General features: G+C 66.1%; 21 protein-coding genes and 1 pseudogene. 6 read left to right on the top strand and 16 right to left on the bottom strand.

Translation table 11 applies throughout. The features are described 5' to 3' along the window. Nucleotides 1-26 precede the first annotated feature (26 nt). The 3 genes from CyaNS01_RS02890 to CyaNS01_RS02885 are packed head-to-tail and all read right to left on the bottom strand — an operon-like array spanning nt 27 to nt 2,814. The gene (locus CyaNS01_RS02890) at nt 27-827 is read right to left on the bottom strand and encodes a HEAT repeat domain-containing protein (protein WP_225875893.1); all 801 of its coding nucleotides are present in this window, start codon (nt 825-827) and stop codon (nt 27-29) included. Nucleotides 828-869: 42 nt separating this feature from the next. Beyond that, nucleotides 870-995, bottom strand: coding sequence for a hypothetical protein (locus tag CyaNS01_RS14725; protein ID WP_255460123.1), 126 nt, complete (start codon nt 993-995; stop codon nt 870-872). Between the two features lie 49 nt (nt 996-1,044). Then, nucleotides 1,045-2,814 carry a sodium:solute symporter family protein gene (locus CyaNS01_RS02885; RefSeq protein ID WP_186698695.1) on the bottom strand — a complete coding sequence of 590 codons (1,770 nt, stop codon included), beginning with the start codon at nt 2,812-2,814 and terminating at the stop codon, nt 1,045-1,047. Between the two features lie 64 nt (nt 2,815-2,878). Between CyaNS01_RS02885 and CyaNS01_RS02880 the strand changes: the two genes are divergently transcribed. Next, nucleotides 2,879-4,390 (top strand): hypothetical protein, encoded by a 1,512-nt coding sequence (locus CyaNS01_RS02880; RefSeq protein WP_186698693.1) that lies wholly within the window; start codon nt 2,879-2,881, stop codon nt 4,388-4,390. A 31-nt stretch (nt 4,391-4,421) separates the two neighbouring features. Here the strand turns inward: CyaNS01_RS02880 and CyaNS01_RS02875 are convergent, their stop codons facing one another. The 10 genes and pseudogenes from CyaNS01_RS02875 to rpsT all read right to left on the bottom strand — a co-directional run bounded on the left by CyaNS01_RS02875 (nt 4,422) and on the right by rpsT (nt 19,344). Then, nucleotides 4,422-4,850 (bottom strand): hypothetical protein, encoded by a 429-nt coding sequence (locus CyaNS01_RS02875; protein ID WP_186698691.1) that lies wholly within the window; start codon nt 4,848-4,850, stop codon nt 4,422-4,424. Nucleotides 4,851-4,876: 26 nt separating this feature from the next. Beyond that, nucleotides 4,877-6,051: pseudogene (locus CyaNS01_RS14450) on the bottom strand (ISAs1 family transposase). A gap of 9 nt (nt 6,052-6,060) precedes the next feature. Further along, entirely contained in the window at nt 6,061-6,855 is a 795-nt protein-coding gene (locus tag CyaNS01_RS02860; RefSeq protein WP_186698689.1) for a hypothetical protein, read from the bottom strand. Between the two features lie 193 nt (nt 6,856-7,048). Then, complete coding sequence (rlmN, locus tag CyaNS01_RS02855; protein WP_186698687.1) at nt 7,049-8,140, bottom strand: 23S rRNA (adenine(2503)-C(2))-methyltransferase RlmN; 1,092 nt, start codon at nt 8,138-8,140, stop codon at nt 7,049-7,051. Between the two features lie 7 nt (nt 8,141-8,147). After that, on the bottom strand, nt 8,148-8,297 hold the full coding sequence (locus tag CyaNS01_RS02850; RefSeq protein WP_186700139.1) for a high light inducible protein: 150 nt from the start codon (nt 8,295-8,297) through the stop codon (nt 8,148-8,150). A 146-nt stretch (nt 8,298-8,443) separates the two neighbouring features. After that, nucleotides 8,444-12,541, bottom strand: coding sequence for a DNA-directed RNA polymerase subunit beta' (locus CyaNS01_RS02845; RefSeq protein ID WP_186698685.1), 4,098 nt, complete (start codon nt 12,539-12,541; stop codon nt 8,444-8,446). A gap of 66 nt (nt 12,542-12,607) precedes the next feature. Next, nucleotides 12,608-14,512, bottom strand: coding sequence for a DNA-directed RNA polymerase subunit gamma (locus CyaNS01_RS02840; protein WP_186698683.1), 1,905 nt, complete (start codon nt 14,510-14,512; stop codon nt 12,608-12,610). 81 nt (nt 14,513-14,593) lie between these two features. Then, nucleotides 14,594-17,890 (bottom strand): DNA-directed RNA polymerase subunit beta, encoded by a 3,297-nt coding sequence (gene rpoB, locus CyaNS01_RS02835; RefSeq protein WP_186698681.1) that lies wholly within the window; start codon nt 17,888-17,890, stop codon nt 14,594-14,596. A 195-nt stretch (nt 17,891-18,085) separates the two neighbouring features. Continuing rightward, the gene (locus tag CyaNS01_RS02830; RefSeq protein ID WP_186698679.1) at nt 18,086-18,946 is read right to left on the bottom strand and encodes a TatD family hydrolase; all 861 of its coding nucleotides are present in this window, start codon (nt 18,944-18,946) and stop codon (nt 18,086-18,088) included. Between the two features lie 92 nt (nt 18,947-19,038). Further along, on the bottom strand, nt 19,039-19,344 hold the full coding sequence (rpsT, locus tag CyaNS01_RS02825) for a 30S ribosomal protein S20 (RefSeq protein ID WP_186698677.1): 306 nt from the start codon (nt 19,342-19,344) through the stop codon (nt 19,039-19,041). A 125-nt stretch (nt 19,345-19,469) separates the two neighbouring features. On the opposite strand from rpsT, the gene hisD reads away from it, so the two are divergent. Beyond that, entirely contained in the window at nt 19,470-20,780 is a 1,311-nt protein-coding gene (hisD, locus tag CyaNS01_RS02820; RefSeq protein WP_186698675.1) for a histidinol dehydrogenase, read from the top strand. Between the two features lie 33 nt (nt 20,781-20,813). On the opposite strand, the gene rpiA is transcribed toward hisD, so the two are convergent. The 3 genes from rpiA to CyaNS01_RS02805 all read right to left on the bottom strand — a co-directional run bounded on the left by rpiA (nt 20,814) and on the right by CyaNS01_RS02805 (nt 23,555). Beyond that, the gene (gene rpiA, locus CyaNS01_RS02815) at nt 20,814-21,527 is read right to left on the bottom strand and encodes a ribose-5-phosphate isomerase RpiA (RefSeq protein WP_186698673.1); all 714 of its coding nucleotides are present in this window, start codon (nt 21,525-21,527) and stop codon (nt 20,814-20,816) included. A 42-nt stretch (nt 21,528-21,569) separates the two neighbouring features. Then, the gene (locus CyaNS01_RS02810; protein WP_186700137.1) at nt 21,570-22,715 is read right to left on the bottom strand and encodes a trypsin-like peptidase domain-containing protein; all 1,146 of its coding nucleotides are present in this window, start codon (nt 22,713-22,715) and stop codon (nt 21,570-21,572) included. Between the two features lie 69 nt (nt 22,716-22,784). After that, nucleotides 22,785-23,555, bottom strand: coding sequence for a metallophosphoesterase (locus tag CyaNS01_RS02805; RefSeq protein ID WP_186698672.1), 771 nt, complete (start codon nt 23,553-23,555; stop codon nt 22,785-22,787). Nucleotides 23,556-23,606: 51 nt separating this feature from the next. Here CyaNS01_RS02805 and CyaNS01_RS02800 point away from each other — a divergent pair, with 51 nt between their 5' ends. The 4 genes from CyaNS01_RS02800 (at nt 23,607) to CyaNS01_RS02785 (ending at nt 26,206) form a co-directional block, all read left to right on the top strand. Then, nucleotides 23,607-23,906: a hypothetical protein gene (locus tag CyaNS01_RS02800; protein ID WP_186698670.1), complete on the top strand. Its 300-nt coding sequence runs from the start codon at nt 23,607-23,609 to the stop codon at nt 23,904-23,906. A 61-nt stretch (nt 23,907-23,967) separates the two neighbouring features. Next, nucleotides 23,968-24,444 (top strand): ribosome assembly cofactor RimP, encoded by a 477-nt coding sequence (locus CyaNS01_RS02795; protein ID WP_186698668.1) that lies wholly within the window; start codon nt 23,968-23,970, stop codon nt 24,442-24,444. 35 nt (nt 24,445-24,479) lie between these two features. Beyond that, the gene (nusA, locus tag CyaNS01_RS02790) at nt 24,480-25,907 is read left to right on the top strand and encodes a transcription termination factor NusA (RefSeq protein ID WP_186698666.1); all 1,428 of its coding nucleotides are present in this window, start codon (nt 24,480-24,482) and stop codon (nt 25,905-25,907) included. Further along, a complete protein-coding gene (locus CyaNS01_RS02785; RefSeq protein WP_225875770.1) occupies nt 25,904-26,206 on the top strand; it encodes a YlxR family protein in 303 nt (100 codons plus the stop codon). Before nusA ends, CyaNS01_RS02785 begins: the two co-directional genes overlap by 4 nt. The last annotated feature ends 28 nt before the right edge of the window (nt 26,207-26,234 follow it).

Genomic DNA, 26,234 nt, shown 5'->3' with positions numbered 1-26,234 from the left:
TAACCGTGATCTGAGGCTGGCTGGGATCAGGCCAGCAGCCCCTCATCCACCAGGGTCTGGAGCCGCTCCAGCACCTCGGGCTGCTCCAGTTGCTCGAGGGCGAGCCGCGCTTCATCGCGCACGCCCGACTCGGCGTCGTGAAGCATGGTGTGGAGCAGACACTCCACCAGCTCCTGCTGGCGCGGCTGCACCAGATCCGGGAAGAGGCGGCCCAGGCCCCAGGCACTGTTGCTGCGCACCGCCGGCTCACTGTCAATGCGCAGACTCAGCAGCAGCTGGGCGGCCGCCGGATCCGCCTTGGCCGGCCCGGTGCTGCCGGCATCCGCCAGGGAACTGGCGGCCCAGAGGCGCACCGCCGCAATGTCCACCTGCAGGGCCCGGATCAGGGGGTTGAGCACCGGGGCCTCGGGGTAGTTGCCGAGGCTCCAGGCCACGGCCTTGCGCACATAGCCGTTGTCGTCGCTGGCCAGCAGGGCCAGCAGCGGAGCCACGGCCTGGGGGCTGGGGTTACGGCCCAGGGCGTAGACCGCGCTCATCCTCAGGATCGGGCAGGAGGCCTCCAGCAAGGGCAGCAGCAGGGGCACCGAGCGGGGGTCGCGGTGCTCGCAGAAGATACGCAGGCCCTGCATGCGCTGCTCGTGGGCCCCGGCGAGCAGGGTCAGGCCCAGCTGGCATTCGGCCACCACGTCCACCGTGCTGTCCTCGGCGCCATCGAGCTCATCGAGGGGATCGCCGAGCAACTCCTGGGCCAGTTCCTGGGCCAGCACGTCAGGGTCGAGATACAGCTCCTGGGGGCTCTCCGGATAGGGGCCCGGCGTGGCTGGCAGCTCGGGCCAGGGATCGGACGGGGACACACTCACGGATCTCGCTCAACCCACCGGAGCGGGGGCGGCCATGTCGCCCGGCAGCCAGATGCGGGCGCTGACGGCAAACAGCGCCAGGCCGAACAGCACCACGATGGCGGCGGGCAGCAGGGTGGAGCGGAGGAATTGCACTGGGATCCGGCAGGGACTGGGGGCAGAAGGCCCACCACCGAGGCCATCATCACCCCTGTGGGGTCTGCCCCAGCAGTCCGCGCAGCTGGCCCTGAAGCCGACGTCCCTGCTGCAGCGCCAGGGCCCCCAGCACCGCCACCGCCAGGCCACCCCAGCCCCAGAGGGGCAGCTTGAGCAGGAAGCCGCCGATGCCGAGCAGGGCGCCGAACAGCACCGCACAGCTGCTGACCAGCTGGGTGAGCAGCTGCAGCAGCGTTTCTTCGGGTTCAACGCCGGTGCGCTGCCTCCAGCCTCGCCAGCCGGGCCCCGCCGGCCGCACCTGGCGCACGAAGTGCTCCAGCACCTCTGCAGACTCCGGCGGCGTGGAGACCATCACCCCGATCCACACCACTCCAGTTACGGCGGTGGTGACCAGCAGACGCTCGCCATAGTCGTCGATGCGCAGCAACGGCACCACTGACGTGGCGAAGCCCACCAGAAAGCCTCCCACCATCGCCGCCAGCTCGGCGGCGGCATTGACCCGCCACCAGAACCAGCGCAGCACCAGCACCACCCCGGGACCGGTGCCGATGGCGATCACCAACCGGAACACCGTGCCGATGTTGTTGCTGAGCAGGGCCGTGATCACCCCCAGCACCACCAGCAACACCGAGGCCAGCTGGGCGATCAGCAACAGCTCGCGCTCGCTGGCACGGGGGCGCATGAAGCGCTGGTAGAGGTCGTGGGTGAGGTAGCTGGCCCCCCAGTTCACCGCTGTGCTCACCGTGCTCATGAACGCCGCCACCAGGGACACCACCACCAGCCCCAGAGCCACGGGTGGCAGCAGCCGCACCGCCAGCAGGGGATAGCTCTGTTCCCAGTCGGTCTGGTCGGGCAGGAGCACCACCGCCGCCAGGGCCACCAGGATCCAGGGCCAGCTGCGCAGGAGATAGTTGACCCCCAGGAACACCCATCCCGCCACCCGGGCTTCGCGCTCGTTGCGGGTGGCCAGGAGCCGCTGGATGAACTCGCCGCCACCGTCGCTGCGGCGGAAGCTCCACCACTGCAGGGCGATGTAGGCCGTGAAGGTGGGCACAGAGATGCCTGCCCCCTCCAGCCACCGGATGCGGCCGCCCTCGACCTGCCAGGGCACCATCGACAGCAACTCAGGGCGTTCGAGGGCCCGCAGGCTGGCCAGCAGGGCATCCATGCCCCCGGCGGCGTGCACGGCCGCCACGGCCACCGCCGTGGCACCGGCCAGGGCCAGCACCAGCTGCACCATGTCCGTCACCACCACGGCCCAGAGGCCGCCTGCCGCCGTATAGATCAGCACCAGCACCCCCACGATCGCCAGCAGGGTGAGACGGGCCTCAGGCGTAGGGGCCAGCCCGAGAGCCTCACTCACCTTGGCCATGGCCAGAAAGGCGTAGCCGATGCCGATGCAATTGATCGGCAGGGCGAACAGGAAGGCCTTGATGCCTCGCAGCCAGGCGGCCGTGGCTCCGCCATAGCGCAATTCCGTGAAGGCAGCATCGGTGAGCACGCCGCTGCGGCGCCAGAGGGGCGCGAACACCACGGCCATCGCCACGTGCGCCACTCCGAAGCTCCACCACTCCCAGTTGCCGGCCAGACCGCGCACCCCCACGAGCCCGGCCACGTAGAGGGGGGTGTCCACCGAGAAGGTGGTGGCGGCCATGGAGGCGCCGGCCAGCCAGCCCTTGAGGCTGCGTCCGGCCACGAAGTAATCCGACTGGTCGCGGTTGCGACGGGCCAGCCAGAGGCCCAGCAGCAGACTGGACACCAGATAGCCGATCAGGATCAGCCAGTCGATCGTGTGCACGGCGAGCGGCGCTGGTGGGCGCAGTATGAAGGCGTGATCTCTGCCGGCCGCTGCGACCTGCCCGATGCTGAACAGCTTCTTTGCCGACTCGCTCGACCAGGACACCGTGCGCAGGCGGATCCTGGATCTGGAGGACGGCCGGGTGGGCTTTTACAGCATCGGGCTCTACCCGGCATCACTGGCCTACAACAGCGCCATGCACGGCGGCGGCGACCGCCTGCTGCTGGCCCCCCGGCCGGGCCGCTCCCTGTTCGGAGCCTTCACGCCGCGGGATCTCTCCGGCATGGACCCTCACCATGTGGCCACGATGGAGAAGATGCTCCAGCACGAGCACCATGGCCAGCTGCGGCCCAACAGCCTGCGCACCCTGATCGAGCGCTGCGATCTGGTGGTGCTCACCGCCAACAGCAACCACATCGAGCAGGACCTGCACGAGGCCTGTGAACTGCGCCGGGAGCTGGGGCGTGAACAGGTGGTGATGGCCTGCCTGGCGGGTTCCTTCAGCCACGACCCGCTCCGCAACGATTCCTACGTGCTGTGTGAACGGCAGCCCAACCTGGCCTTCTTCTCAGGCTTCCACCGGCACGGTGCCCTGCGCGATCCCGTGGACAGCTTCACAGCCAACTTCTGCCATCCCAACGGCATCACCGCGATGATCGGCGCGCGGCTGATGGACCGGCTCTCCCCCAACATTCAGGTCTCACCTGGAGTCCATAACGTCGAGGCTCAGTACATCAAGGCCGCCAAGAACATTTCCTCGATTTTTGCCGGATTCGGCTACACCTTCCACGCCGAGAACACCGGAATCCTGCCCACCCTGCTGACGCTGTTGCTCGACCAGTGCCTGGACCAGGCCTCCTCGGTATCCATGCGGCGCCGCGACCGGCAGCGCCTCTACGGCAGGCAGCCCTTTCCGCTCACCGAACTGGGCTACGGGGTGCAGCGGATCGAAGCCACCCTCAGCCGCGGAGGCGAAATGGAGAAGGTGCGCGATCACACCTTCACCCAGCTCACGGCGATGGTGGCGGATGTGCGCGGCAGCATGATGCTGCCAGTCTGCGGCAAGCCCACGCGGAACTTTCAGGCTGGGCAGATCCTGGCTGAGGGCATGCGCAAACTGGGCCGTTGTCCCGTGGATGTGGACGAGTTCGAGCAGTGGTGTGAGCAATCGGGCGTCAAGAAAGGCGGCCTCGAGGGTCTGAAGGCGCTGCGCTACTGGCCTCAGATCCTGGTGAACTACGGCATACAGGTGCACGACGCATCGATGGTGAACCTCCTTTACATGGCCATCTTCGGCAAGAGCGACACCAAGGCCATTGCCTTTCGGGTGATGACTGAAAGCCGCGAACTCTCCAACTATTGTCAGGAGTCGGTGCGCCCTTCCCACAGCCGGCGCTACTCGGAGGCACTGCAGAGCCTGGAGCGCCCCGAAAGCCTCGATCTGCTCGCGAATGCCGTGGTGGCCGACAACGCCCGGCGGGCCATTCCCGACGACGGCAACGCCGATGACGGCAGCTCCAGCGAGGAGATTCCGGCCTATCTCCGCGCCATGAATGTGATTGAAAACGTGTGGTGATGCTGATCTCCGAGGGCGAGAAAAACCCTGATCAGATCTGGCGGATCGCCCGAGCGATCAGCTGCCGCAGAGCGCCCAGCAGCGCCAGGGCGTGATCTCGCTGATGCCGCAGCTGCCTGATCAGCTGCCGCTTGCGATCGAGCTTCAGCTGGAGAGCGGCGTTGCGCTCCCGTCGGGCCGCAAGCCGCTCCTGGGTGTGCTCTTGCTGCTGAGACAGGGCGCTGTGCCGCCCCTCCAGGGCATCCCGTTCCTGTTGCAGCCTGGTTTGGGCGGCGTTGAGCTCGCTGAGCACCTGGGTCTGGCTTCTGAGGCTTGACCTTGCGGCCTCCAGTTCGAGTTCACGTTGCCTGCACTCGGCGCGCAGGGCGCCCAGCTGATCGGTACCCGAACGCCAGCCCGGAATCGCCCCTGGGCAGGCAAGCACCCGCGCGACCAGAGGACCGAGCAGGGCCTGGGCCACCCCTGGGGCAGGGCTGATTCAAAGTCTTAACTCGAGCTTGGTTCTGGCTTTCTCGTCGCCATCGCCAGTAGCGCTTTGATGTCGTGAGTTACGGCCTGCATCCCGGCACGAATCGACTCAAAACCCGCCAGTCGCAACAGGTTCAGCGCTGCCGTTCGCAGCGTGGCCATGGCTCCAGCGCCATTGCCCCGGTACCGGTGGGCGTCTTCATGGAGCTGGGTGTCGCGGATCCAGTGCCAGCCCTCAATGCTCCAGCGGTCTCGCACCAGTTGCAGCAGAGCTTCTGGAGTGGTCCGCAGGCTGGTGAGGAATCGGTGCGTGGCATGGAAAGGCTTGTCCCCGCGGGTGCCGGTGGCTGTCACCTCCACGATCCAGCTGGTGCCGCTCCACTCTGTTCTGATGTGCTCCGGGGCCTGTTTGGCGCGGAGCGTCCAGGTGATTGCACGACCATGACCCTCCTCGAAAACACTTGCCTCGACAGGGATGCGGCGTTTCCCCTGGAACTGGCTCCTGATCTGGCGATGCAGTGTCTTCTGATTCCCCTTGACGGTCAGGAGGAAGTCGGCCCCCTGCTCCTGGAGCTGTTGAAAAACGGTTTCTGGGTGTGGAGGGCATCCGCCTGGATCAGCACCCCTTCGAGATCCAGCTCCCCGAGCAGTTGCCGGAGCACTGCCCGTTCGTGGTTCTCACCGGTGGCGTAGCAGGCCTGAGAGATCGCCACACCCAAGGCAGCCGAGTACAGCGTCACCTGGGCAATGAACGCTGAGCCGCCACCAAGTGTCGGCTCGATCGAGCCTCGCAGGGTCTTGCCGTCACACACCAGCTGATCGAGATCCGCTGCACCACCAGGGATCTGGGCGATTGTCCAGTCACGGATGGCCGCGCACAAGACCTCGACATCCACCTGCAGGAAGAAGTAGCGGAACGCAGAATCCGATGGGGGCCGCCGCAGTTCAAGACCAACCGACTTGGTGAGCGTGGCGTGATGACGGCGAGCAAACCGCTCCAGATCTCGCAAGCTTTCACAGCCGCTCAAGATGCCCAGCACCGCCACGAGCAGCAGGTACCAGGCCGGAATGCGCACCCCACGCCGCATTCGCGCATCAGGAATCGCCTTGAGGAAGCTGATCAGATCAAGATCAGTTGCGGCAGAGGCGGTTTCGGGCACAAGGAAGCGGCGATACCACCGACCAAACCCCATGCAGGCAGCTCAGGCAAGAGCGACTGTGACACACTTTGAATCAGTCCTGACCCCTGGGGTGAGGTCGCCCGCGAGCAGCCGTTTCTGCAACCCTTGCCAGGCCTCCACGGCTGTCTCGGCCAGGAGCACCCCAGGTGGCAGGGTCAGTCGGGTCTGCAGCACAGCTCGCTGACGGACCTGGCCGTCCGCATAGGAACGGCCGATCACCTGCTCGACCAGAGCGGGGGAAAGCCGCTCCAGCTGGGCCGGCTCCAGCCATTCGTCCCAGAGCGCGGACAGGGCACTGCTGAGTCGCTGCAGCGGCCAGGTGGCCGGAGAGGCGAAACTCTCGAAGGACAGACACAGCCGAGGAGCTCCGCTCTCCTGGCCGAGCAGGGCCAGATTGTAAGCGGCCCAGAGGGCAAGGCCACGGTCGGGGGGGATGCCATCCCGGGCCTGCAGCGAGGCGGCCACCTCAATGGGGTGCCGCACGATGGCGATCAGGGGAATCTGCCGTAACAGCACATGACGGTAGGCCTCGCTGGTGAGGCAGAGACGTGGGTCCTTGTCGATCCAGAAGTGATCACGGGTATGAATCGGCAGATCGGCACGCAGTTCGGCCAGGAAGGCACGGCTCTGGGCCGCGGCGAAATCAGGCTGACCTAACCAGGGAAAATCCCAGGAGCATTCAAAAAACGAAAGAATGCGATCGTTCGCCTGCAGCAGAGAACGGGATTCAAAATATCCCTTGGAGTTCTCGAACGTGGCAGGCAGGGCAGCAGAGTCGGCAAACAGGGGGTTGACAAGGCCTAGCTGATTGGCCATCTCATGCAGAAGGCCAGACAGAAAGGATGTGCCTGAGCGGTGACAACCAGCAACAAACAGCAAGGCAACCGCCTAATCAGCCAAGCCTGACTTTACAGCCAATGAAGACAGCCAATCCACGCAGCCAACAGCAGGACCGTGGCACCCCTTGGCGGCAGCGGATCAAGTCCAGGAGGCTGGGGCCGCTCCAGATTCAGGCGTGGGCCGTGATGCCGGGCGACAGGCGCCGCCGCAACTGACCGCAGGCCGCATCGGCATCCAGTCCTCGACTGGCCCTCACGCTCACCGCACCATGGCGGGCCTCGAGGATGCGGCGGAAGGCCTCCACTGCTGCCGGGGCAGGGCGCTGAAACTCCTCTTCCTCAATCGGGTTGTAGGGAATCAGGTTCACATGGCTCTGGAAGCCCCTGATCAGCCGTGCCAGGGCCTCGGCGTGGTGGGGCTGGTCGTTGAGCCCACCCAGCAGGATGTACTCGAAGCTCACCCGCCGGCCCGTGATCGCCACGTAGCAGCGGCAGTCGTCGAGCAGTGCCTCAATCGGATAGGCGTGGGCCGTGGGGATCAGCTCCTCCCTCAGCCGCTGATCCGGCGCGTGCAGGCTCACGGCCAGGGTGAACTGGGCGCGGCCCAGCTCCGCCAGGGCCCGCTCCGCCAGGGTGGGCAGGGTGCGCGGCACACCCACCGTGCTGACCGTGATCTGACGCTGGGCCATGCCGAGATCAGCGCAGAGGCAGCGGATGGCGGCCAGCACCGCATCACGATTGAGCAGCGGCTCACCCATCCCCATGAACACCACGTGGCTGGGGCGCTCATCCATGGCCTCGCGCACGGCCAGCACCTGATCCACGATTTCGTGCACTGCCAGGGAGCGCTGCAGCCCTCCCTTGCCGGTGGCGCAGAAGCGGCAGGCCATCGAACAGCCCACCTGGCTGCTGACGCAGGCCGTGAGGCGTCCCTTGGCCGGGATGCCCACGGTTTCCAGGCTGAGGCCATCGGCCGTGGCCAGCAACAGCTTGGTGGTGCCATCACGGGCGATGCTGCGATGCAACTCCTGGGAGCGGCCGATCCAGTCGGGGGATCCGGCCGGAGGCGAGCTCAGCAGGCGCTGGCGCCAGGCCTTGGGCAGCACGGTGATGCCATCAAGGCTGCGGGCCCCCTTCGCATAGATCCAGTCATGGAGCTGGCGGCCGCGGAATGGTTTCTCACCCTGTTGCTCTGCCCAGGCTTCCAGCTCGCTCAGGCTGCGGCCCAGAAGGTGGGCAGGGGAGGCGGGGGGGGCCGTCATCAGGGGGTCAAGGCCAGATCAACAGGCCATGGCCCAGCCACCACTCCACCGCCAGCAGGGCCATGAAGCCCAGCATTGCGGCCCTGCCATTGAGCCGCTCGGTATGGGTATGGAAGCCGAAGCGGGGCAGCCTGCGCTGGGGCACCGGTGTGCCCAGGGCGGTCAGCGGCCGCTCTGCGGCAGCACCGTTGCCCCCGGCCCGAGGGCTGGTGGCACTGGCTGTGATCGGGACTGGTGTGGGCATCGGGCCATCATGGCGGGGGAAGGTGACATGCCAGGAGCCCCAGGACTCCTGGCCAGGGCTCACTCCTCACTGAGCAGCCCTTCTTCCTGCAGCCCTTCGAGGGCAGCGGGATCGGCAACCAGTTCCTCTTCGAGCCCCTCCTCCACTGCCGGCCGGGTGAAGGCCGCCGTGGTGCTGGCGGTGGCCTCCAGGCCATGGCGGCTGCGGGTGGCCTCCAGGTCTTCCTCGGAAGGGTCGTCGAGCACGGCGGTGGCAGCCGGCGGAGCGGGGGTCTCCACCGTGTAGTCCGGACGAAGATTCTGCATGCGGCGGTAGCCCATGCCGTCCTCCTCAAGGATGTCGGGATGGGGGCCGGCCTCCGACCTCAGCTCCTCTTCGAAGCCACTGAAGCCTGTGCCGGCCGGAATCAGGCGGCCGATGATCACGTTCTCCTTGAGGCCCCGCAGCCAATCGCTCTTGCCCTCGATCGCCGCCTCGGTGAGCACCCGGGTGGTCTCCTGGAAGGAGGCCGCCGAGATGAAGCTGTCGGTGTTCAGCGAGGCCTTGGTGATGCCGAGCAACACCGGGGTGAACTCCGCAGGGGCACCGCCAGTGATGGCCATGGCGCCATTCACCTGCTCAACCTGGCGCAGCTCGATCAGCTCACCGGGCAGGAAGGTGGTGTCGCCGGCATCTTCAATGCGGACCTTGCTGGTCATCTGACGGACGATCACTTCGATGTGCTTGTCGTCGATGGAGACGCCCTGACTCTTGTAGACGTTCTGCACCTCCTGCACCATGCGGAACTGGAGCTTGGAAATCGATTCCTGGGCAGCCTCCAGGGTGGGCTTGCGGCTGCGCAGATCCTCGAAGTAGCACTCCAGCAGCTCGTGGGGATTGATCGGGCCATCGGTGAGCGATTCACCGGCCTTGACCTGCTGGGAATTGCTGACCATCACAGTGCGGCCGAGCAGGATCGGGTACTCAGTGATCGCGTCATCAGACTCGATCACGGTGACGGTGATCGAGTCGTCGTCATCACCTTGCTTGATGTCCACGGTGCCGGCCTTGCGGCAGAGCACAGCGGAATCGCGGGGGCGCCGGGCCTCCAGGAGCTCCTCGATTCGAGGCAGACCCTGCACGATATCGCCGGTCTTCTGGCGCTCGAACACCAGCAGGGCCAGACCATCGCCGCGCTGCACGAGTTCACCGTCCCGGACATGCAGCACAGAATCGGGGGACACCATGTAGGGGCGGCCCAGGCGCATGATCAGGTTGGAGCCCTCGATCGCTTCCACCTCACCACAGCAGGGGGAGGGCATGCCCTCGGCCAGCAGATCGCCATCCACCAGGCGCTGATCCACTCGAACAAGCGGGGTTGCCGAACCGAGATCAATGCTGCGGGTATCGATGTCCCGCTCCACGATCAGGCGCCGGATCGGCTCCCCATCGATCGGAGTCGGGAGCTGAACCACACCGTCCTCCTTGCAGAGAATCTGGGTGGTGGCGACGACCTCGCCCTTCTTGACCGAGGTGCCGTCCTGCACCTGCAGGTCCGTGTGGGTGGAGCCATGGCTGGCGTCGGAGAGGGTGTCGCGCCTGACCAGGAGCGTTTCAAGGATGGTGAGTTGAAGGCGCTCGATCGTCTTGGCCCGCTTGTCCGGCAGGGCCTCCACATCCACGGTCATCTGGGGCGTGGTATCGAAGGTTTCAAGAATCAACTGCGTGCGCAGCAGCTCGACGCCCTCGACACTCTTGATCAGCTCGCCATCCTTGAAGGCCAGCCTCTGGGTGGCCTTGAGGCCCATGTACGGGCCACCGGACTGTTTCACCGTGGTGAGCTCCGGCAGGTGAGCCGCATCGGGAATGGCGTATTCCTCCACCGGCCGCAGCAGCAGGGCGCTGCCCTCAGGGGTCTCGGCCGTTTCCACATAGACCATCGCCTCAGCCTTGAGGCCCTTGCTGATCTCTTCGCCGGGCATGACCATGCGGCCATCGGCAAACTTGCTGATCACCTTGCTGTCGGGCACCAGGTGCAGCACACCTGAGCGCACAATGATCTCCCGAAGGATGTCATTTTTCTGGGTGACCGTCACGATCCCAGCCGTCTGGCTGAAGATATCCTTGACCACCTCAGTGCCGGCTTCAATCCACTGGCCATCCTCAATCATCAACAGGGAGATGTCCTTGTTGATCTCGTGGGTTTCCTGGGGGATCCACAGCAGGGTGCCGCCCTTGCTCACCTCATAACCATTCTTGGCACTGCGCGCCTTCTTGATCGCCAGGCCGGGGGCGAACTTGACGAGGCCACCTGTCTGGGTGCGGAAGCGGTCATCGGCGAGCTCAGCGATCACCTCGCCGTTACCGATCTTGCTGCCCGGAGCTGTGTTGAGGCGGTAGCGGTTTCCCTCCTTGCCCTCCAGGTGCCAAAGCTCACCTGAATGGGTGGATTCACCCAGGAGCTTGCAGTCCTTGAGCGTGAGGCTGGTGGTGACAATCTGAACCTCCCGGGAGTCTCCGGCGCTCTCGCGCAGGCGCACGGCGCCGCCGTACTCCGAGACCAGGCGACTCTCGGCCAGCACCTCACCGGTGGTGACGGCCTTGTTTCCTTCAACCACAGGGAGGGCGTTGGGGGGGAGGTTGTAGACATCCCCCGCAAACACCCAGAGGCGGCCCAGGCGAGTGGCCTTGTGGGTGATGTTGCCCTGGCGGTCAGTGACCTCCTTGGGTTGAATGCCATCCTCGTAGCGCACCTGGCCCGCCAGGTCGCAGATCACATCCTTCGTGGCCTTTTCAACGCTCTTCTTGACCGTGGCACCAGCCGAGATCTGGGCAAGGATGATGTCTCCAGGCACGATGTCACCGTCGGCGACAAACAGGATCGAACCGGTGGTGATGTCCAGCTTCTGGATCTTGCCCTTTCCGGTGGGCTTGAGGGTGAGCAGGAAGTCGGTCTCCGCGATCTGGGCATTCACGCCGTGGGAGGTGCGGAATGCCCTGACCCGTGACTTCGGACCGAACTCGACCGTGCCATCCACAAGGGAGCGCACCACGCCGGTTTCGGCGGTGGACACACCGCCGGTGTGGAAGGTGCGCATGGTGAGCTGGGTTCCAGGCTCACCGATCGACTGGGCCGCCACGATGCCGACGGCCTCGCCGAGATCCACCAGCTGGTTGTGGGCCAGGGCCCAGCCGTAGCACTTACGGCAGACCGAACGGGAGGCCTCACAGGTGAGGGGCGAGCGCACATTCACCGTGCGCACACCAGCGGCTTCGATCCGGCGTGAGAGAGGCAGGTCGATTTCGCCATCGCGGTCGACCAGCACAACGCCATCGGCGTCGACCACGGGCTGGGCGGCCAGGCGACCCACCAGCTTGCTGGCAAAGCGACCGCGCTCGTCAGCATCAATCGGGATGAAGCGGGTGGTGCCGCAATCGTCCTCGCGGACGATCACATCCTGGGCAACGTCCACCAGGCGCCGGGTGAGGTAGCCGGAGTCCGCCGTGCGCAGGGCGGTGTCCACCAGGCCCTTGCGGGCGCCGTAGGACGAAATCACGTACTCGGTGACAGTCAGCCCCTCACGGAAGTTGGTGCGGATCGGCAGGTCGATGATCTCCCCCTGGGGGTTGGCCATCAGGCCGCGCATGCCCACCAGCTGGCGCACCTGAGACATGTTGCCCCGGGCGCCTGAGTTGGCCATCATCCAGACGGAATTGAGTGGATCGTTCTCGTTGAAGTTGCGGCGCACAGCAGCAACGAGGCGTTCGTTGGTTTCCGTCCAGGTATCGATCACCTTGGTGTGGCGTTCCACTTCGGTGATCTCACCGAGGCGATAGCGCTCTTCGGTTTGAGTGATCTGCTCCTCGGCCTCTGCCAGCAGGGCGGCCTTGTCCCCGGGGATGCGCAGGTCGTCGACGGAGATCGACACAGCCGCCTGGGTGGCGTAGTGGAAGCCGAGATCCTTGAGATCATCCGCCATGGCGGCCGTGGCCGCCGTGCCGTGATGCTTGTAGGCCCAGGCCACCAGGTTGCGGAGCGCTTTCTTGTCGATCACGCGGTTGCGGAACAGCGGCGCCTCGCGGCTGAGGGGCGGGGTGACCACGGCAGCCGTGGTGTCCACGCTTGGCTCAGCGGCTTTCTTGGACGACTTGGACTTCTTGGCGGGAGTGGCGGTCATGGGGCGGCTGGGCGCTGGTGAGAAGGCGAAACGAAGGTGGAGACGTTGGACCGGTCAGAAGCCAGTTCAGACCGCAGCCACGGCGTCGATGATGGTGTGGTTGATCACGACCCGACCCACAGTGGTGAGCAGGTAGCGGCTGATCAGGGCGCCGTCCTCATCGAAGCGGTCACGGCGGTAGTTCCACTGCTCGATGCGGGTGCCATCACTGAGCGTCTTCTGCTCCAGCGGCGTGCTCTCCTCGTCATCACAGTCCACATCGCCGGAGAACCGCACCCAGACCCAGTGGTGCAGGCCGATGTGCTTCTCCTCAAAAGCGGCGATCACATCCTCAAGGCCGGCGAAGGTGCGGGAGCGGTCACCGAAATCGGGCTTGCTGGCCCCAGGCTGCTCGGCACTGAGGTAGTAGGCGCCGAGCACCATGTCCTGGGAGGGGGTGATGATTGGCTCGCCTGTAGCCGGCGAGAGAATGTTGTTGCTGGCCAGCATGAGCATGCGGGCTTCCGTCTGAGCTTCAATCGCCAGGGGCACATGCACGGCCATCTGGTCGCCGTCGAAGTCAGCGTTGAAGGCTGGGCAGACGAGCGGGTGGAGCTGAATGGCACGACCATCGACCAACTTAGGCTCGAAGGCCTGAATGCCAAGGCGGTGCAGTGTCGGAGCCCGGTTGAGCATGATCGGGTGTCCCTCGATGACCTCCTGCAACACCTGCATCACCTCGTCATCGGCCCGCTGAATCAACTTCTTGGCGGCCTTGATGTTGTTGACGATGTTCTGGCGAATCAGCCGGTTGATCACAAAGGGCTGAAACAGCTCAATGGCCATCTCCTTGGGGAGCCCGCACTGGTGCATTTTCAGCTTGGGGCCCACCACGATCACTGAACGACCGGAGTAGTCGACGCGCTTGCCGAGCAGGTTCTGACGGAAACGCCCCTGCTTACCCTCAATGATGTCGCTGAGCGACTTGAGGGCCCTGTTGTTGGCTCCCACCACCGTGCGGCCGCGGCGGCCGTTGTCGATCAAGGCATCGACAGCCTCCTGCAGCATCCGCTTCTCGTTGCGGACGATGATCTCCGGCGCCAGGATCTCCTGCAGTCTGGCCAGGCGGTTGTTGCGGTTGATCACCCGGCGGTAGAGGTCGTTGAGATCGCTCGTGGCGAAACGGCCGCCATCGAGCTGAACCATGGGACGCAGATCAGGCGGGATCACCGGAATCACATCCAGCACCATCCAATCCGGACTTGCACCGGTGGCCACGAAGTTGTCGATCACCCGCAGACGCTTGATGAGTTTGGCCCGCTTCTGACCCTTGCTGGCGGCGATGTCCTCACGCAACTGCTCGGCAGTTTCGCTGAGGTTGATGTCCTGCAGCAGGCTCTTGAGCGCCTCGGCACCGATACCGACGATGGGCTCATTCTCGATCTCGGAATCTTCGGCGTAGATTTCATCCTCAATCTCAAGCCATTCGTCTTCCGTGAGCAGCTGCTTGTAGGAGAGGGTTTTGTGGTCGCCCGGATCGAGAACCACGTAGCAGTTGAAGTAAACGATCTGCTCCACATCCCGCAGGGGCATGTCGAGCAGGATCGCCACGTAGCTGGGAATCCCCTTCAGGTACCAGACGTGGCTCACCGGGGCGGCCAGCTTGATGAAGCCCATGCGGTGACGGCGCACCCTGCTCTCGGTGACCTCCACGCCACAGCGCTCGCAGACGATGCCGCGGTGCCGCACCCGTTTGTACTTACCGCAATGGCACTCCCAGTCCTTGGACGGTCCGAAGATCTTCTCGCAGAACAGGCCGTCCATCTCCGGCTTGAGCGTGCGGTAGTTGATGGTTTCGGGCTTGGTGACCTCACCCACAACCTGACCGTTGGGCAACGTGCGCTGCCCCCACTGCATGATCCGATCCGGCGAAGCCAGCGTGATCTTGACGTAGTCGAAGTGGTTTTCGGTGCGGAGATTGCTGTTGGACATGGGGGTGACTAACGCGCGGAGATCGAAAGGGGTGGCTTCAACGGGGAGGCATCGACTGGGGAGCAGCGACACAGGGTCGATTCAGTCGTCGTCGTAATCCGCAACGCCGAGGGACTCGTAGGTGGGCCGGCTTGGCGTGCTGCGACGGGGGTTGACGTCCTGCATCAGATCCACCTCTTCGCCCGCATCGGTGTACACAGCGATGTCGAGGCCCAGGGACTGCAGCTCGCGCATCAGCACCTTGAACGACTCCGGCGTGCCGGGGCGGGGGATGGGCTTGCCCTTGACGATGGCGTTGAGGGCTTCGTTGCGGCCCTGCATGTCGTCGGACTTGACGGTGAGCAGCTCCTGCAGCGTGTAGGCCGCGCCATAGGCCTCCAGGGCCCAGACTTCCATCTCGCCGAGGCGCTGACCACCCTGCTGGGCCTTGCCGCCCAGGGGCTGCTGGGTGACCAGGGAGTAGGGACCGGTGGAGCGGGCGTGGATCTTGTCGTCCACCAGGTGCACCAGCTTGAGAATGTGGGCATAGCCCACGGTGACTGGCTGGTCGAAAGCCTCGCCACTGCGGCCATCGATCAGCTGGATCTTGCCGGGGTTCCCAGGGTCATAGACCCAGTCCTTGCCGGGCTGGCTGGCGGCTTCCTCCAGGAAGGCCTGCACGGTTTGCTTCGATTTCTCGGCGCCGTGCATCTCATCGAAGGGCACCACCTTGACGCGGCAGTCCAGGTGGGACGAAGCCCAGCCCATCAGGCACTCGAACACCTGGCCCACATTCATCCGGCTGGGCACGCCCAGCGGATTGAGCACGATGTCGATGGGTGTGCCGTCCGGGAGATAGGGCATGTCCTCACGGGGGAGGATGCGGCTGATGATGCCCTTGTTGCCGTGGCGACCGGCCATCTTGTCGCCAACCTGAATCTTCAGGCGCTTGGCCACATACACCCGCACCACCATGTTGGCGCCCGGCGGCAGCTCGTCACCCTGTTCGCGGGTGTAGATGCGCACATCCACCACGCGGCCACGCTCTGTGCTGGGAACCCGCAGGGAGTTATCACGCACGTCGCGGGCCTTCTCGCCGAAGATGGCACGCAGGAGCTTTTCCTCAGGCGGCTGATCGGACTCCCCCTTGGGGGTCACCTTGCCCACCAGGATGTCACCACTTTCCACAAAGGCACCGACACGGATGATGCCCATCTCATCGAGATTACCCAGGCTTTCTTCAGCCACGTTAGGGATCTCACGAGTGATCTCCTCAGGGCCGAGCTTGGTCTGCCGGGCCTCAATCTCGTACTTCTCGATGTGAACGGAGGTGTAGAGATCGTCGGTGACGAGCCGCTCGCTAACGAGGATGGCGTCCTCGTAGTTGTATCCCTCCCAAGGCATGTAGGCGATCAGTACATTCTGACCCAGGGCGATTTCACCGCCTTCACAGGCCGATCCATTCGCCAGCACCTGGCCGGCGATCACCGGGTCTCCCTGGCGCACGATCGGGCGCTGGTTCAGGCAGGTGTCCTGGTTGGAGCGCTGATACTTCTGCAGGTAGTGGGTGTGGTCCTGGCCGTCTTCATCGCGGATCACGATCGCCGTGGCGTCCACATAGGTGACCGTGCCATTGACCCGGGTGATCGGCACCATGCCGGAGTCGCGGGCGACCTGGGTCTCGAGGCCCGTGCCCACCAGGGGCCGCTCCGGACGCAACAGCGGCACGGCCTGGCGCTGCATGTTGGAGCCCATCAGGGCGCGGTTGGCGTCGTCGTGCTCCAGGAAGGGGATCAGAGAGGTGGCCACGGAGATCACCTGCACCGGCGAGAGCTGCACGTAATCCACCTGCTCGGGTGGCACCTTTTCAAAATCCTGGCGGTAGCGCACGGGCACCAGGTCAGCCGTGATGCGGCCGTCGGAGTCGGTCGGCACGTCGCCGGGGGCGACGCGGCACTCGTCTTCCAGATCGGCGGAGAGGTAGATGGGGTCGCCCTGCTTGATCACGATCCCCTCCTCCACCTTCCAGAAGGGGGTCTCGATGAAGCCGTATTCGTTCACCCGGGCGTGGGTGGCGAGCGAACCGATCAGGCCGGCGTTAGGGCCTTCCGGGGTTTCGATCGGGCAGATGCGGCCGTAGTGGGAGGGGTGGATGTCGCGCACGGCGAAACCGGCCCGTTCCCGGGTGAGGCCGCCAGGGCCGAGCGCGCTGATGCGGCGCTTGTGGGTGAGCTCAGCCAGGGGGTTGGTCTGATCCATGAACTGGCTCAGCTGGCTGGAGCCGAAGAACTCCTTGATCGCCGCCACCAGGGGCTTGGGGTTCACCAACTGGGCCGGGGTGAGTGACTCGGTCTCGCCGACGGTCATCCGTTCCCTGATGATCCGCTCGAGCCGGTTGAGACCCACGCGCACCTGGTTCTGCAGCAGCTCACCCACGGAGCGGACGCGACGGTTACCCAGGTGATCGATGTCGTCGATCTCATAGCCGGGCTGGCCGAGCTGCAGGCCGATCAGGTAATCGAGAGTGGCGAGCAGCTCCTCCTTGGTGAGCACCCGCGTCTCATCCGGCACGGTGAGCCGCAGTTTCTTGTTGATCTTGTAGCGGCCGACGCGACCGAGGTCGTAGCGCTTCGCGTCGAAGAAGCGGGAATCCAGCAAGCTCTGGCCGCCGCTCACTGAGGGCGGTTCACCCGGACGCAGCTTCTTGTAGAGCTCCAGCAGAGCCTGATCCTGGGAGGTGATTCCATCCACACTGGTGGCGGACTCGATCGTCTTGGAGTAGTACTCGGGGTGGCGCAGCTTGTCGAGCACGTCCACATCGGAGAGGCCCATGGCGCGCATCAGCACGTGGGCATTGATCTTGCGGGTCTTGTCGACCCGCACGTGCATCAGCTCGTGCTTATCGGTTTCGAACTTCAGCCATGCTCCCCGGTTGGGGATCACACTGGCGTTGTAGGTCTTGCGGCCGGTCTTGGGATCGGGCTCCTCCTTGAAATAGACACCCGGGGAGCGAACGATCTGATTCACGATCACACGCTCTGCACCATTGATGATGAAGGTGCCGCGCTCGGTCATCAAAGGCAGTTCGCCGATGAAAACTTCCTGTTCCTTGATCTCACCGGTTTCCTTGTTGACCAGTCTGCAGGTGACATACATCTGTGAAGCGAAGGTGGCATCACGCCGCTTCGCTTCCTCCACGTCGTGGCGTGGCCGCTTCAGCCGGTACTCACTGCCGATGAAGTGCAGCTCAAGCTTGCCCGTGTAATCGGTGATCGGCGAAAAGCTCTCCAGCTCTTCGATCAGGCCCTTCTCCAGGAACCATTTGAAGCTCGCCCTCTGTACCTCCACGAGATCGGGCAGGTAAGTGACGGTCTTGGCGACCTGGATCGCGCTGCTCATGCGGTGAACCTGCAGGATCGATAATTGACGGGGTGGCCTGTCGGTCCATCAGCCTGCTGATCGCTCGCGGCCGCCCACGCGAACAGCCGCTCCCCAGAGGGGAACGGCTGCCCAGGAGGAGGCATCTAACGAGATCGCATCAAGGCTGAAGACGTCGACAACAAGGAGAGCTTTCGCATCCAGGCCAATGAAGGATCATACACCGTCACCCAGAAGCCTGAACAGGGTTCGGGCATTGGCCGTGCTGGTGCGGGCCACCATGTCGAGGCTCTCGCCGCGCAGGAGCGCCACCCGCTCCGCCACAGCGGCCACATAGGACGGCTCATTGCGCTTGCCCCGGCGCGGCACCGGAGCCAGGAAGGGACAGTCTGTCTCCACCAGGTAGCGATCGGCAGGCACGGCCCGGGCGCAGGCGTGGGTGGCCTCGGCCTTGGCGAAGGTGACCACTCCGCTGAAACTGATGTAGAACCCGAGCTCGAGGAACGCCTCCATCTCCTCGGGCGTGCCGCCCCAGCAGTGCATCACCCCCCGGGGGCAGAGGCCCTCGCTGCGACGCTGACGCAGCTCGGCGAGCATCGGCTCGGCGGCATCACGGCAGTGCACGATCACCGGCAGATCCAGCCGGCAGGCCAGGTCGAGCTGGGGACGCAGCACGGCCAGCTGCGCCTGCAGGTTCTGCTCCCGGAACAGGTCCAGGCCCAGTTCGCCGATGGCCACAACCCTGGGGTCATCCACGGCCGCCTGCTCGAGCACGGCGGCGGTGTCGCTGCTCCAGTGCTCAGTATCGAGCGGGTGAACCCCCACCGAGTAACGCAACTCGGGCAGGCGATCGGCGAGGGCCCGAATCGCCGGGATTTCGGCAGGCTCCACGCAGGCATGCACCAGGGCCACCACCCCGGCCTGCCGCCAGCGCGCAATCACCTCATCGAGATCCTCGTCAAACTGGCGAAAGACGATGTGGCAATGGGAGTCGACCAGCCCGCCATGGGCCAGGGGCTCGGCTGGATGGCCAGTCTGGACAGTGGCGGCCTTCTGGACGGCAGACGGCGGCGTCATGGCGATGGGGCTTCAGGGCCGTGGGCATGCTGGCTCAGAGGCGGCCAGGCTGAAGGCTTGGCTCAGCAGCCGCCCGATCCTGGCTGGGAGACTCAGCTGCTGGCGGTTTCAGGCTCCACGGCTTGGCGCACCGCGGTGCTCAGGCGAGATTTCTGGTGGGCACCGGTGTTGCGATGCAGCACACCCACCTTCACGGCCTTGTCGATCTTGCTGAAGGCAGCCCGCATGGACAGCTGCACCGCCTCCTTGGCGGTGGCATCGGGACCCTGGCTGTAGGCCGTGCAAGCCGTGAAACAGCGCTTCATCAGGGTGCGCAGGGACGACTTGTAGGTGCGGTTGCGCAGCCGGTTGCGCTCGGCGATCTCGATGCGCTTCTTCGAAGACTTGTTATTGGCCACAGGCGGTGGAGGACTGATTCAGCGATCGATGATCTTACCTCGGTGCCATCCAGGCTCGCCCAAGGCCCGGGCCGGGGAGCCCTGCTCTGGCCCTCTAGGTTGAGGTTCTGCCTCGCGTGACTTCCGTGGCCGCCCCCTCCACAGCGTTGCTCCTCCCCTGCCTGCGGGATCCGGCTGCCGCAGCCGAACGGCTTGAGGCCATCGCCGCGCGGACCCAGGGCGGGGCCAGCGAGCAGGCTGCAGCCCTGGTGGGCGACATCCTCCAGCAGGTACGGCGCGAGGGCGATACCGCCCTGCTCCGCCTCACGGAGCGCTTTGATGGGGTGCGCCCCGATCCGCTGCGGATTCCGCCGGAGCGGCTGGCCAGCTCCTGGGAGCAGTGCCCGCCTCCCCTGCAGCAGGCCCTGCGCCTGGCCCACAGCCGGATCCTGGATTTTCATCGGCGCCAGCTGCCAGCCGACCTGAGCGTCACCGGTCCCCATGGCGAAAGCCTGGGCCGGCGCTGGCGGCCGGTGCAACGCGCCGGGCTGTACGTGCCTGGCGGCAGGGCCTCCTACCCGAGCACGGTGCTGATGAACGCCGTGCCTGCCGTGGTGGCGGGGGTGGAGCGGCTGGTGATGGTGACGCCGCCTGGCCCCGGCGGTGAGCCGAACCCCACCGTGCTGGCCGCGGCCCATCTGGCCGGCATCAACGAGGTCTACCGGGTGGGCGGCGCCCAGGCGATCGCTGCCCTCGCCTACGGCACCGCATCCATTCCCCGCGTGGATGTGATCAGCGGCCCCGGAAACCTCTACGTGACTCTGGCCAAGAAGGCGGTGTACGGCCAGGTGGCGATCGATTCCCTGGCCGGGCCGAGCGAGGTGCTGGTGATCGCCGACCACACCGCCCGGGTGGAGCAGGTGGCCGCCGACCTGCTGGCCCAGGCCGAACATGACCCCCTGGCGGCGGCCATCCTGCTCACCACCAGCGAGGAGCTGGCCAGCGCGCTGCCCCAGGCTCTGGAAGCCCAGCTGCAGGGACACCCGCGCGCCGCCATCACCCGCTCGGCCCTGCAGGACTGGGGCCTGGTGGTGATCTGCCGCGATCTCAGCAGTGCCGCCGCCCTCAGCGATCGCTTTGCCCCGGAACACCTCGAGCTGCTGGTGGAAGAGCCGCAGGCGCTGGCGGAGCAGATCCAGAACGCCGGCGCGATCTTCATGGGCCCCCACAGCCCAGAGGCGGTGGGCGACTACCTGGCCGGCCCCAACCACACCCTGCCCACTTCCGGCACGGCCCGCTTCGCCGGTGCCCTGAGCGTCGAGACGTTCCTGCGCCACACCTCGCTGATCCACTTCAACCGGGCCGCTCTCGAGGCCACGGGTCAGGCCGTGATCACCCTGGCCGAGAGTGAGGGTCTGCACAGCCACGCCGAGTCTGTGCGGCGGCGACTCAGCTGAAAAGCCCCCGAAGTCGATGTGTCTGGCGGGGGCTCAGCGTTTGTCGAGATCTCGGACGCCCGGGATGTCCGCCTCGATCTGGCCCACCAGCACCTGATCGGCCAGGTTCACGAACAGGCCGTTCTCCAGCACCCCGGGAAGGTTGTTGATCTGCCGTTCCAGCCCTTCGGGATCGGCGATGCCGCCGGCAAAGCGCACATCCAGCACCAGGTTGCCCTGATCCGTGACCACCGGTCCGGCCTTGCGCACGGCCATGCGCAGCTGGGCTGCGCCGCCCAGGGCCTGGAGCTCCGCCTGCACCTGGCGCCAGGCGCCCGACAGCACCTCCACCGGCAGCAGGAAATCGAGGTTGAGGGTGTCCACCAGCTTGGTGCTGTCCACCACCACCACAAAGCGGTCGGCGCGGCGGGCCACCAGCTTTTCCTGCACATGGCAGGCGCCACCCCCCTTGATCAGCTGGAACGAGGGATCCACCTCATCGGCTCCGTCAATGGCCAGGTCGATGCGGCTGATGGCATTGAGGCTGGCGAGGGGGATGCCCAGCTCAGCCGCCAGCACCTCGCCCTGGAAGGAGGTGGTCACGCCGGTGATGTCGCTGAGCTCGCCGCTTTGCAGCCGCGCGCCCAGGGCCTGGATCATCAGCGCGGCCGTGGAGCCCGATCCCAGCCCCACCACCATGCCACTGCGGATCTGGTCGGTGGCCGCCAGGGCCACCGCCTGCTTCATCCGGTCCTGCAGCTCGGCCATCGGCACCAACCCCTCACGCGGGCCGCGACCGTAGCAGCGGCCTCAGCCGGCGCTGGGCAGGGCCGCCGGACGGATCGAGAGGCTCAGCTCGCGGCGGCCGCGCACCACGGTGATGGCCAGGGGTTCGCCCACCGCAGCGTGCTCCACCTGGCGCAGCAGGCTGGCGGGATCAGCCACCAGCTGATCGGCCGCGGCCACCACCAGGTCGCCGCGGCGCATGCCGGCCTGCTCGGCGGGACTCTCCGGCAGCACCCGCTGCACCAGGGCACCGTCGCGCTCGGGCAGCTGCAGCACCGCATCGGGATCACGGTTGTTGTCCCGGGCGCGGCGGGCGGTGAGCGGCACCAGCTGCAGGCCGAGATAGGGGTGCACCACCTGGCCGCCTTCGGCCAGCTGGCTGGCCACCTGCCTGGCCAGGTTGATCGGGATGGCGAAGCCGAGCCCCGCTCCCGGACCGGAGCGCACCAGGGTGTTGATGCCGATCACGTCACCGGCGGCGTTGATGAGCGGTCCGCCGGAGTTACCGGGGTTGATCGCGGCATCGGTCTGGATCAGATCGAGGCGCTTGTCGGAGAAGCCGAGGCTGTTGATGTCGCGGTGCAGGCTGCTGACGATGCCCAGGGTGACCGTGCGCTGCAGGCCATAGGGGCTGCCCAGGGCGATGGCCCAGTCGCCCACCTCAAGAGCCTCGGAATCGCCGAGGGAGGCCGCCTGCAGATCGTCGACACCGCGAATCCGCACCAGGGCCAGATCGGTAACGGAATCACTGCCCACCACGGTGGCATCGCGCTGGCGACCATCGGCCAGGGTGACTTCCACCCGATCCACCTGATCCACCACGTGGGCATTGGTGAGCACCAGCCCCCTGCGGGCATCGATCACCACCCCCGAGCCCTGGCCGCGCTCACGCCTGCTGCCGGAAGGGTCGCCGAACAGATCGCGCAGCAGCGGATCCAGCAGGGCCGGATCGAAGGCCTGCCGCTCCACGTCCCGTTCGATGTCGATCCGCACCACGGCCGGGGCCACCGAGCGGGCCGCCTCAGCCACAAAACTGTGGGCCGCCTGGTCAGGGGAGGTCGCTTCAAGGGCCCAGGCGGTGGGGGCACCAACCAGGTGGATCGCCACCAGGGAGAGGGCCAGCAGCCCGGCAGCGGCAGGGCGGCACCGGCGGAGCCAGCGGCGCAGCATGACCAGAAAATCAGCGGAAGAGGGCTTCAGCTCAGGGGGCACGGGCGGGCCAGCACTTCTGTGCTGACGCTAGGGAGGGGACCAGCGCAGCAGGGACTCCTGAAAACCGCCCGGCGCGCCGATCTCCAGCCAGCGGCCGCCGGGGTCGTCAGGGCGGCCCAAGGGGCAGGGCTGCACCGGTCCGAAGCCGCAGAGGGTGGAAGGGCAACCGAGTAGGGGCACCTGGGGGCGGCCGGGCAGGCTGCCGCTCCAGTGCTGGTGGATGTGGCCGAACACCACGGCCTCCAGGTCCCTGGCTTGTCCCAGCAGCTGCAGCAGGGCCGCCCCATCGAGCAGCCCGATGGCATCCATTTCGAGGTCGCCGATCGCCACGGGGGGATGGTGCACGGCCACCAGCAGGGGTCGGGGCAAGGCCTGCTCCAGCTGCTGGAGAACGCCCGCCAGCCAGGCGAGCTGGCTGGCTCCGAGCCAACCGGCGGTAGCTCCGGCCTTGTGGCTGTCGAGCAGGAGCAGCCTGGCCCCAGGCCCCTCCACCAACGCCGGCGCGATCGGGCCGTGGCGACCCAGAACGGAGCGCAGCAGCTGGGGATGGTCGTGGTTGCCTGGCAGCAGGGCCAGGGGGAGGCCCAGGAACTGCAACGATGTGTGGAGATGGACATAGCCCGCCAGGCTTTCGTCCTGGCAGAGGTCGCCGCTGAGCAGCAGCAGGTCCGGCGGGGCCGGGGCCGCCGCCAGGGCTTGCCGCAGCGCATGGGTCAGGCAGGCGAGGGGCGGGCGACCGCGATAGACGCCGCCAGGCTCGGCGAGCAGATGCAGATCGCTCAGCTGCAACACGCGCATTCACACCTCCAGCACCTAGGCCTAAGTTGCCCCCTGAACAGCGAGGCCGCCATGGCAGCAATCCCCCCCGGCACCCGGCAGCGTTGCAGCCTCTGTCAGGTGGAGATCCAGGGCATGGCCGGTGGTGCCGACCTGGTGCACTTCAGCCAGGGAGCGCCGGGCACCCGCGCCAAGCTCTGGGCAAGGGTCTGCCAGTACCTGCGCAGCGATGAGCAGAAAGCCCAATGCATGAACCTCGACGCGGAGCGGCGCGGCAGCGTTCAGCGCAGTGACTATTACGCCGAGGCCCCCGTGATCGATCTGGGGGCCCTGTCTGCCCCTTCTGATGGCGGCAGGGATCCCCTAGGGTGAAAAGTAGGCCTTGAGGTCTTTGGGCCAGGCCTGGTTCCGGTCTCCCACGGTCTCCCCTTCGGTGCCCCATCCCCTGCTGCCCAAACTGGAAGCCGTGGCGCGGCAGACGTGTGCCGCCCATGGCTGTGAGCTCATGGGGGTGGCACTGCTCAGCCATCGGATTCCGATGACGTTGCAGGTGCTGGTGCAGCGGGCTTCAGGCGGCGAGATCACGCTCGACAACTGTGCAGCGCTGTCCCCACCGCTTGTGGAGGCGCTTGAATCCGAGGGGTTGCTGACCGACGAGGCCTATGTTCTGGAGGTCAGCAGCCCCGGCATCGGCGAGGAACTGCGCGACGACCGGGACTTCCGCAGCTTTCGCGGCTTCCCTGTGGCCGTGCACTTCCGCGACGCCAAGGGATCGGCAAGCCGCTGCGAGGGCCTTCTTCTGGAGCGCACCGCGAGCGAGCTTCAGATCAACCAGCGCGGCCGCACCAGGCGGATCCCCCGCGAAGCCGTGACCCAGGTGCTCCTGGTCACGCCGGCCATTGAGAGCTGAGCCCCAACAACTGAATCACCCACAACCGAAAAACCATGGCCCTGGTCTTACTTCCCGGCCTGAACAATCTGATCGAGGACATCAGCGAAGAAAAGAAGCTGGCTGCCTCGGTGGTCGACGCGGCGCTCAGAGAGGCCCTGCTGAAGGGCTATGAGCGCTATCGCCGCACCCTTTATCTTGGTATCAGCGAAGATCCTTTCGAAGAGGATTACTTCTCCAACTTCGATGTGCAGCTGGACCTAGACGAAGAAGGCTACCGGGTGCTGGCTTCCAAGATCATTGTTGAGGAAGTGGAGAGCGAAGACCACCAGATTGCCCTTTCTGAGGTTCAGCAGGTTGCTGAGGATGCCCAGATCGGCGACACCGTGGTGCTGGATGTAACTCCGGAGAAAGACGACTTCGGGCGCATGGCCGCAGCCACCACCAAGCAGGTGCTCGCCCAGAAGCTGCGCGACCAGCAACGGCGGATGATCCAGGAGGAGTTCGCCGATCTGGAAGATCCTGTGCTGACCTCCCGGGTGATCCGCTTCGAGCGCCAGAGCGTGATCATGGCCGTGAGCAGCGGCCTCGGGCGCCCCGAGGTGGAAGCCGAACTGCCGCGCCGTGACCAGCTCCCCAACGACAACTACCGCGCCAACGCCACCTTCAAGGTGTTTCTGAAGGAAGTGAGCGAGGTGCCCAGACGCGGCCCGCAGCTGTTTGTGAGCCGCTCCAATGCCGGGCTGGTGGTCTATCTGTTTGAAAACGAAGTGCCCGAGATCCAGGAGGGCTCCGTGCGCATCGTTGCCGTGGCCCGGGAAGCCAATCCGCCCAGCCGTTCAGTTGGACCACGCACCAAAGTGGCCGTTGACTCAGTGGAGCGGGAGGTGGATCCCGTGGGGGCCTGCATCGGCGCTCGTGGTTCGCGCATTCAGCAGGTGGTCAACGAGCTGCGCGGCGAAAAGATCGATGTGATCCGCTGGTCCCACGATCCGGGGCAGTACATCGCCAATTCGCTCAGCCCGGCCCGGGTGGAGGCCGTGCGCCTGGTGGACCCCGACGGGCAACACGCCCACGTGCTGGTCCCCCCCGATCAGCTCAGCCTGGCGATCGGCCGCGAGGGCCAGAATGTCCGCCTGGCGGCCCGGCTCACCGGCTGGAAGATCGACATCAAGAATGCCCATGAGTACGACCAGGCCGGTGAGGACGCGGCCGTGGCCGAACTGATTGCCCTGCGGGAAGAGGATGAGGCGCTGCAGGCCGAGGCCGAGGCCCGGCTGGCGGTGGAGCAGGCCACCCGCGCCGAGGAAGATGCCCGGCTCAGGGAGCTTTACCCCTTGCCTGAGGACGAAGAGGGTGGGCCCTATGGCTATGGCGGGGGCAACCTGGGCGAGGCCGAGGCTGGGGCCACCGATCCCCAGGCCGTCGAACCCGCAGACACGCAACCTGCAGACGCGGAGCCCGCAGAGGCGGAAGCCCGGTGAGCCCCTCCTCAGCCCCGCCAGTGGTGCTGCGGCGCTGCGTGGCCTGCCGGGTCCTCGCCGATCGGCGTGGACTCTGGCGAGTGGTCCGCCTGGCCTCCGGGGGCCTGCAGCTGGATCAGGGGATGGGCCGCTCGGCCTATCTCTGCCCCTGCCGCGACTGCCTGGAGGAGGCCCGACGGCGGCGGCGTCTGCAGCGATCCCTGCGCTGCCAGGGGGCCGACGCTCTGCTCGATGTGCTGCGCGAGCGTCTGGATGCGACGCCTCAGCCAGCCCCCGGGGCCAGCTCTGAGGCAAGATGAACCTTGGCTGCAGCTTGCGTGCAGCCTC

It is taken from the genome of Cyanobium sp. NS01 (assembly GCF_014280235.1).
Lineage (GTDB): Bacteria > Cyanobacteriota > Cyanobacteriia > PCC-6307 > Cyanobiaceae > NIES-981.
This window is presented reverse-complemented; position numbering and strand designations above follow the sequence as displayed.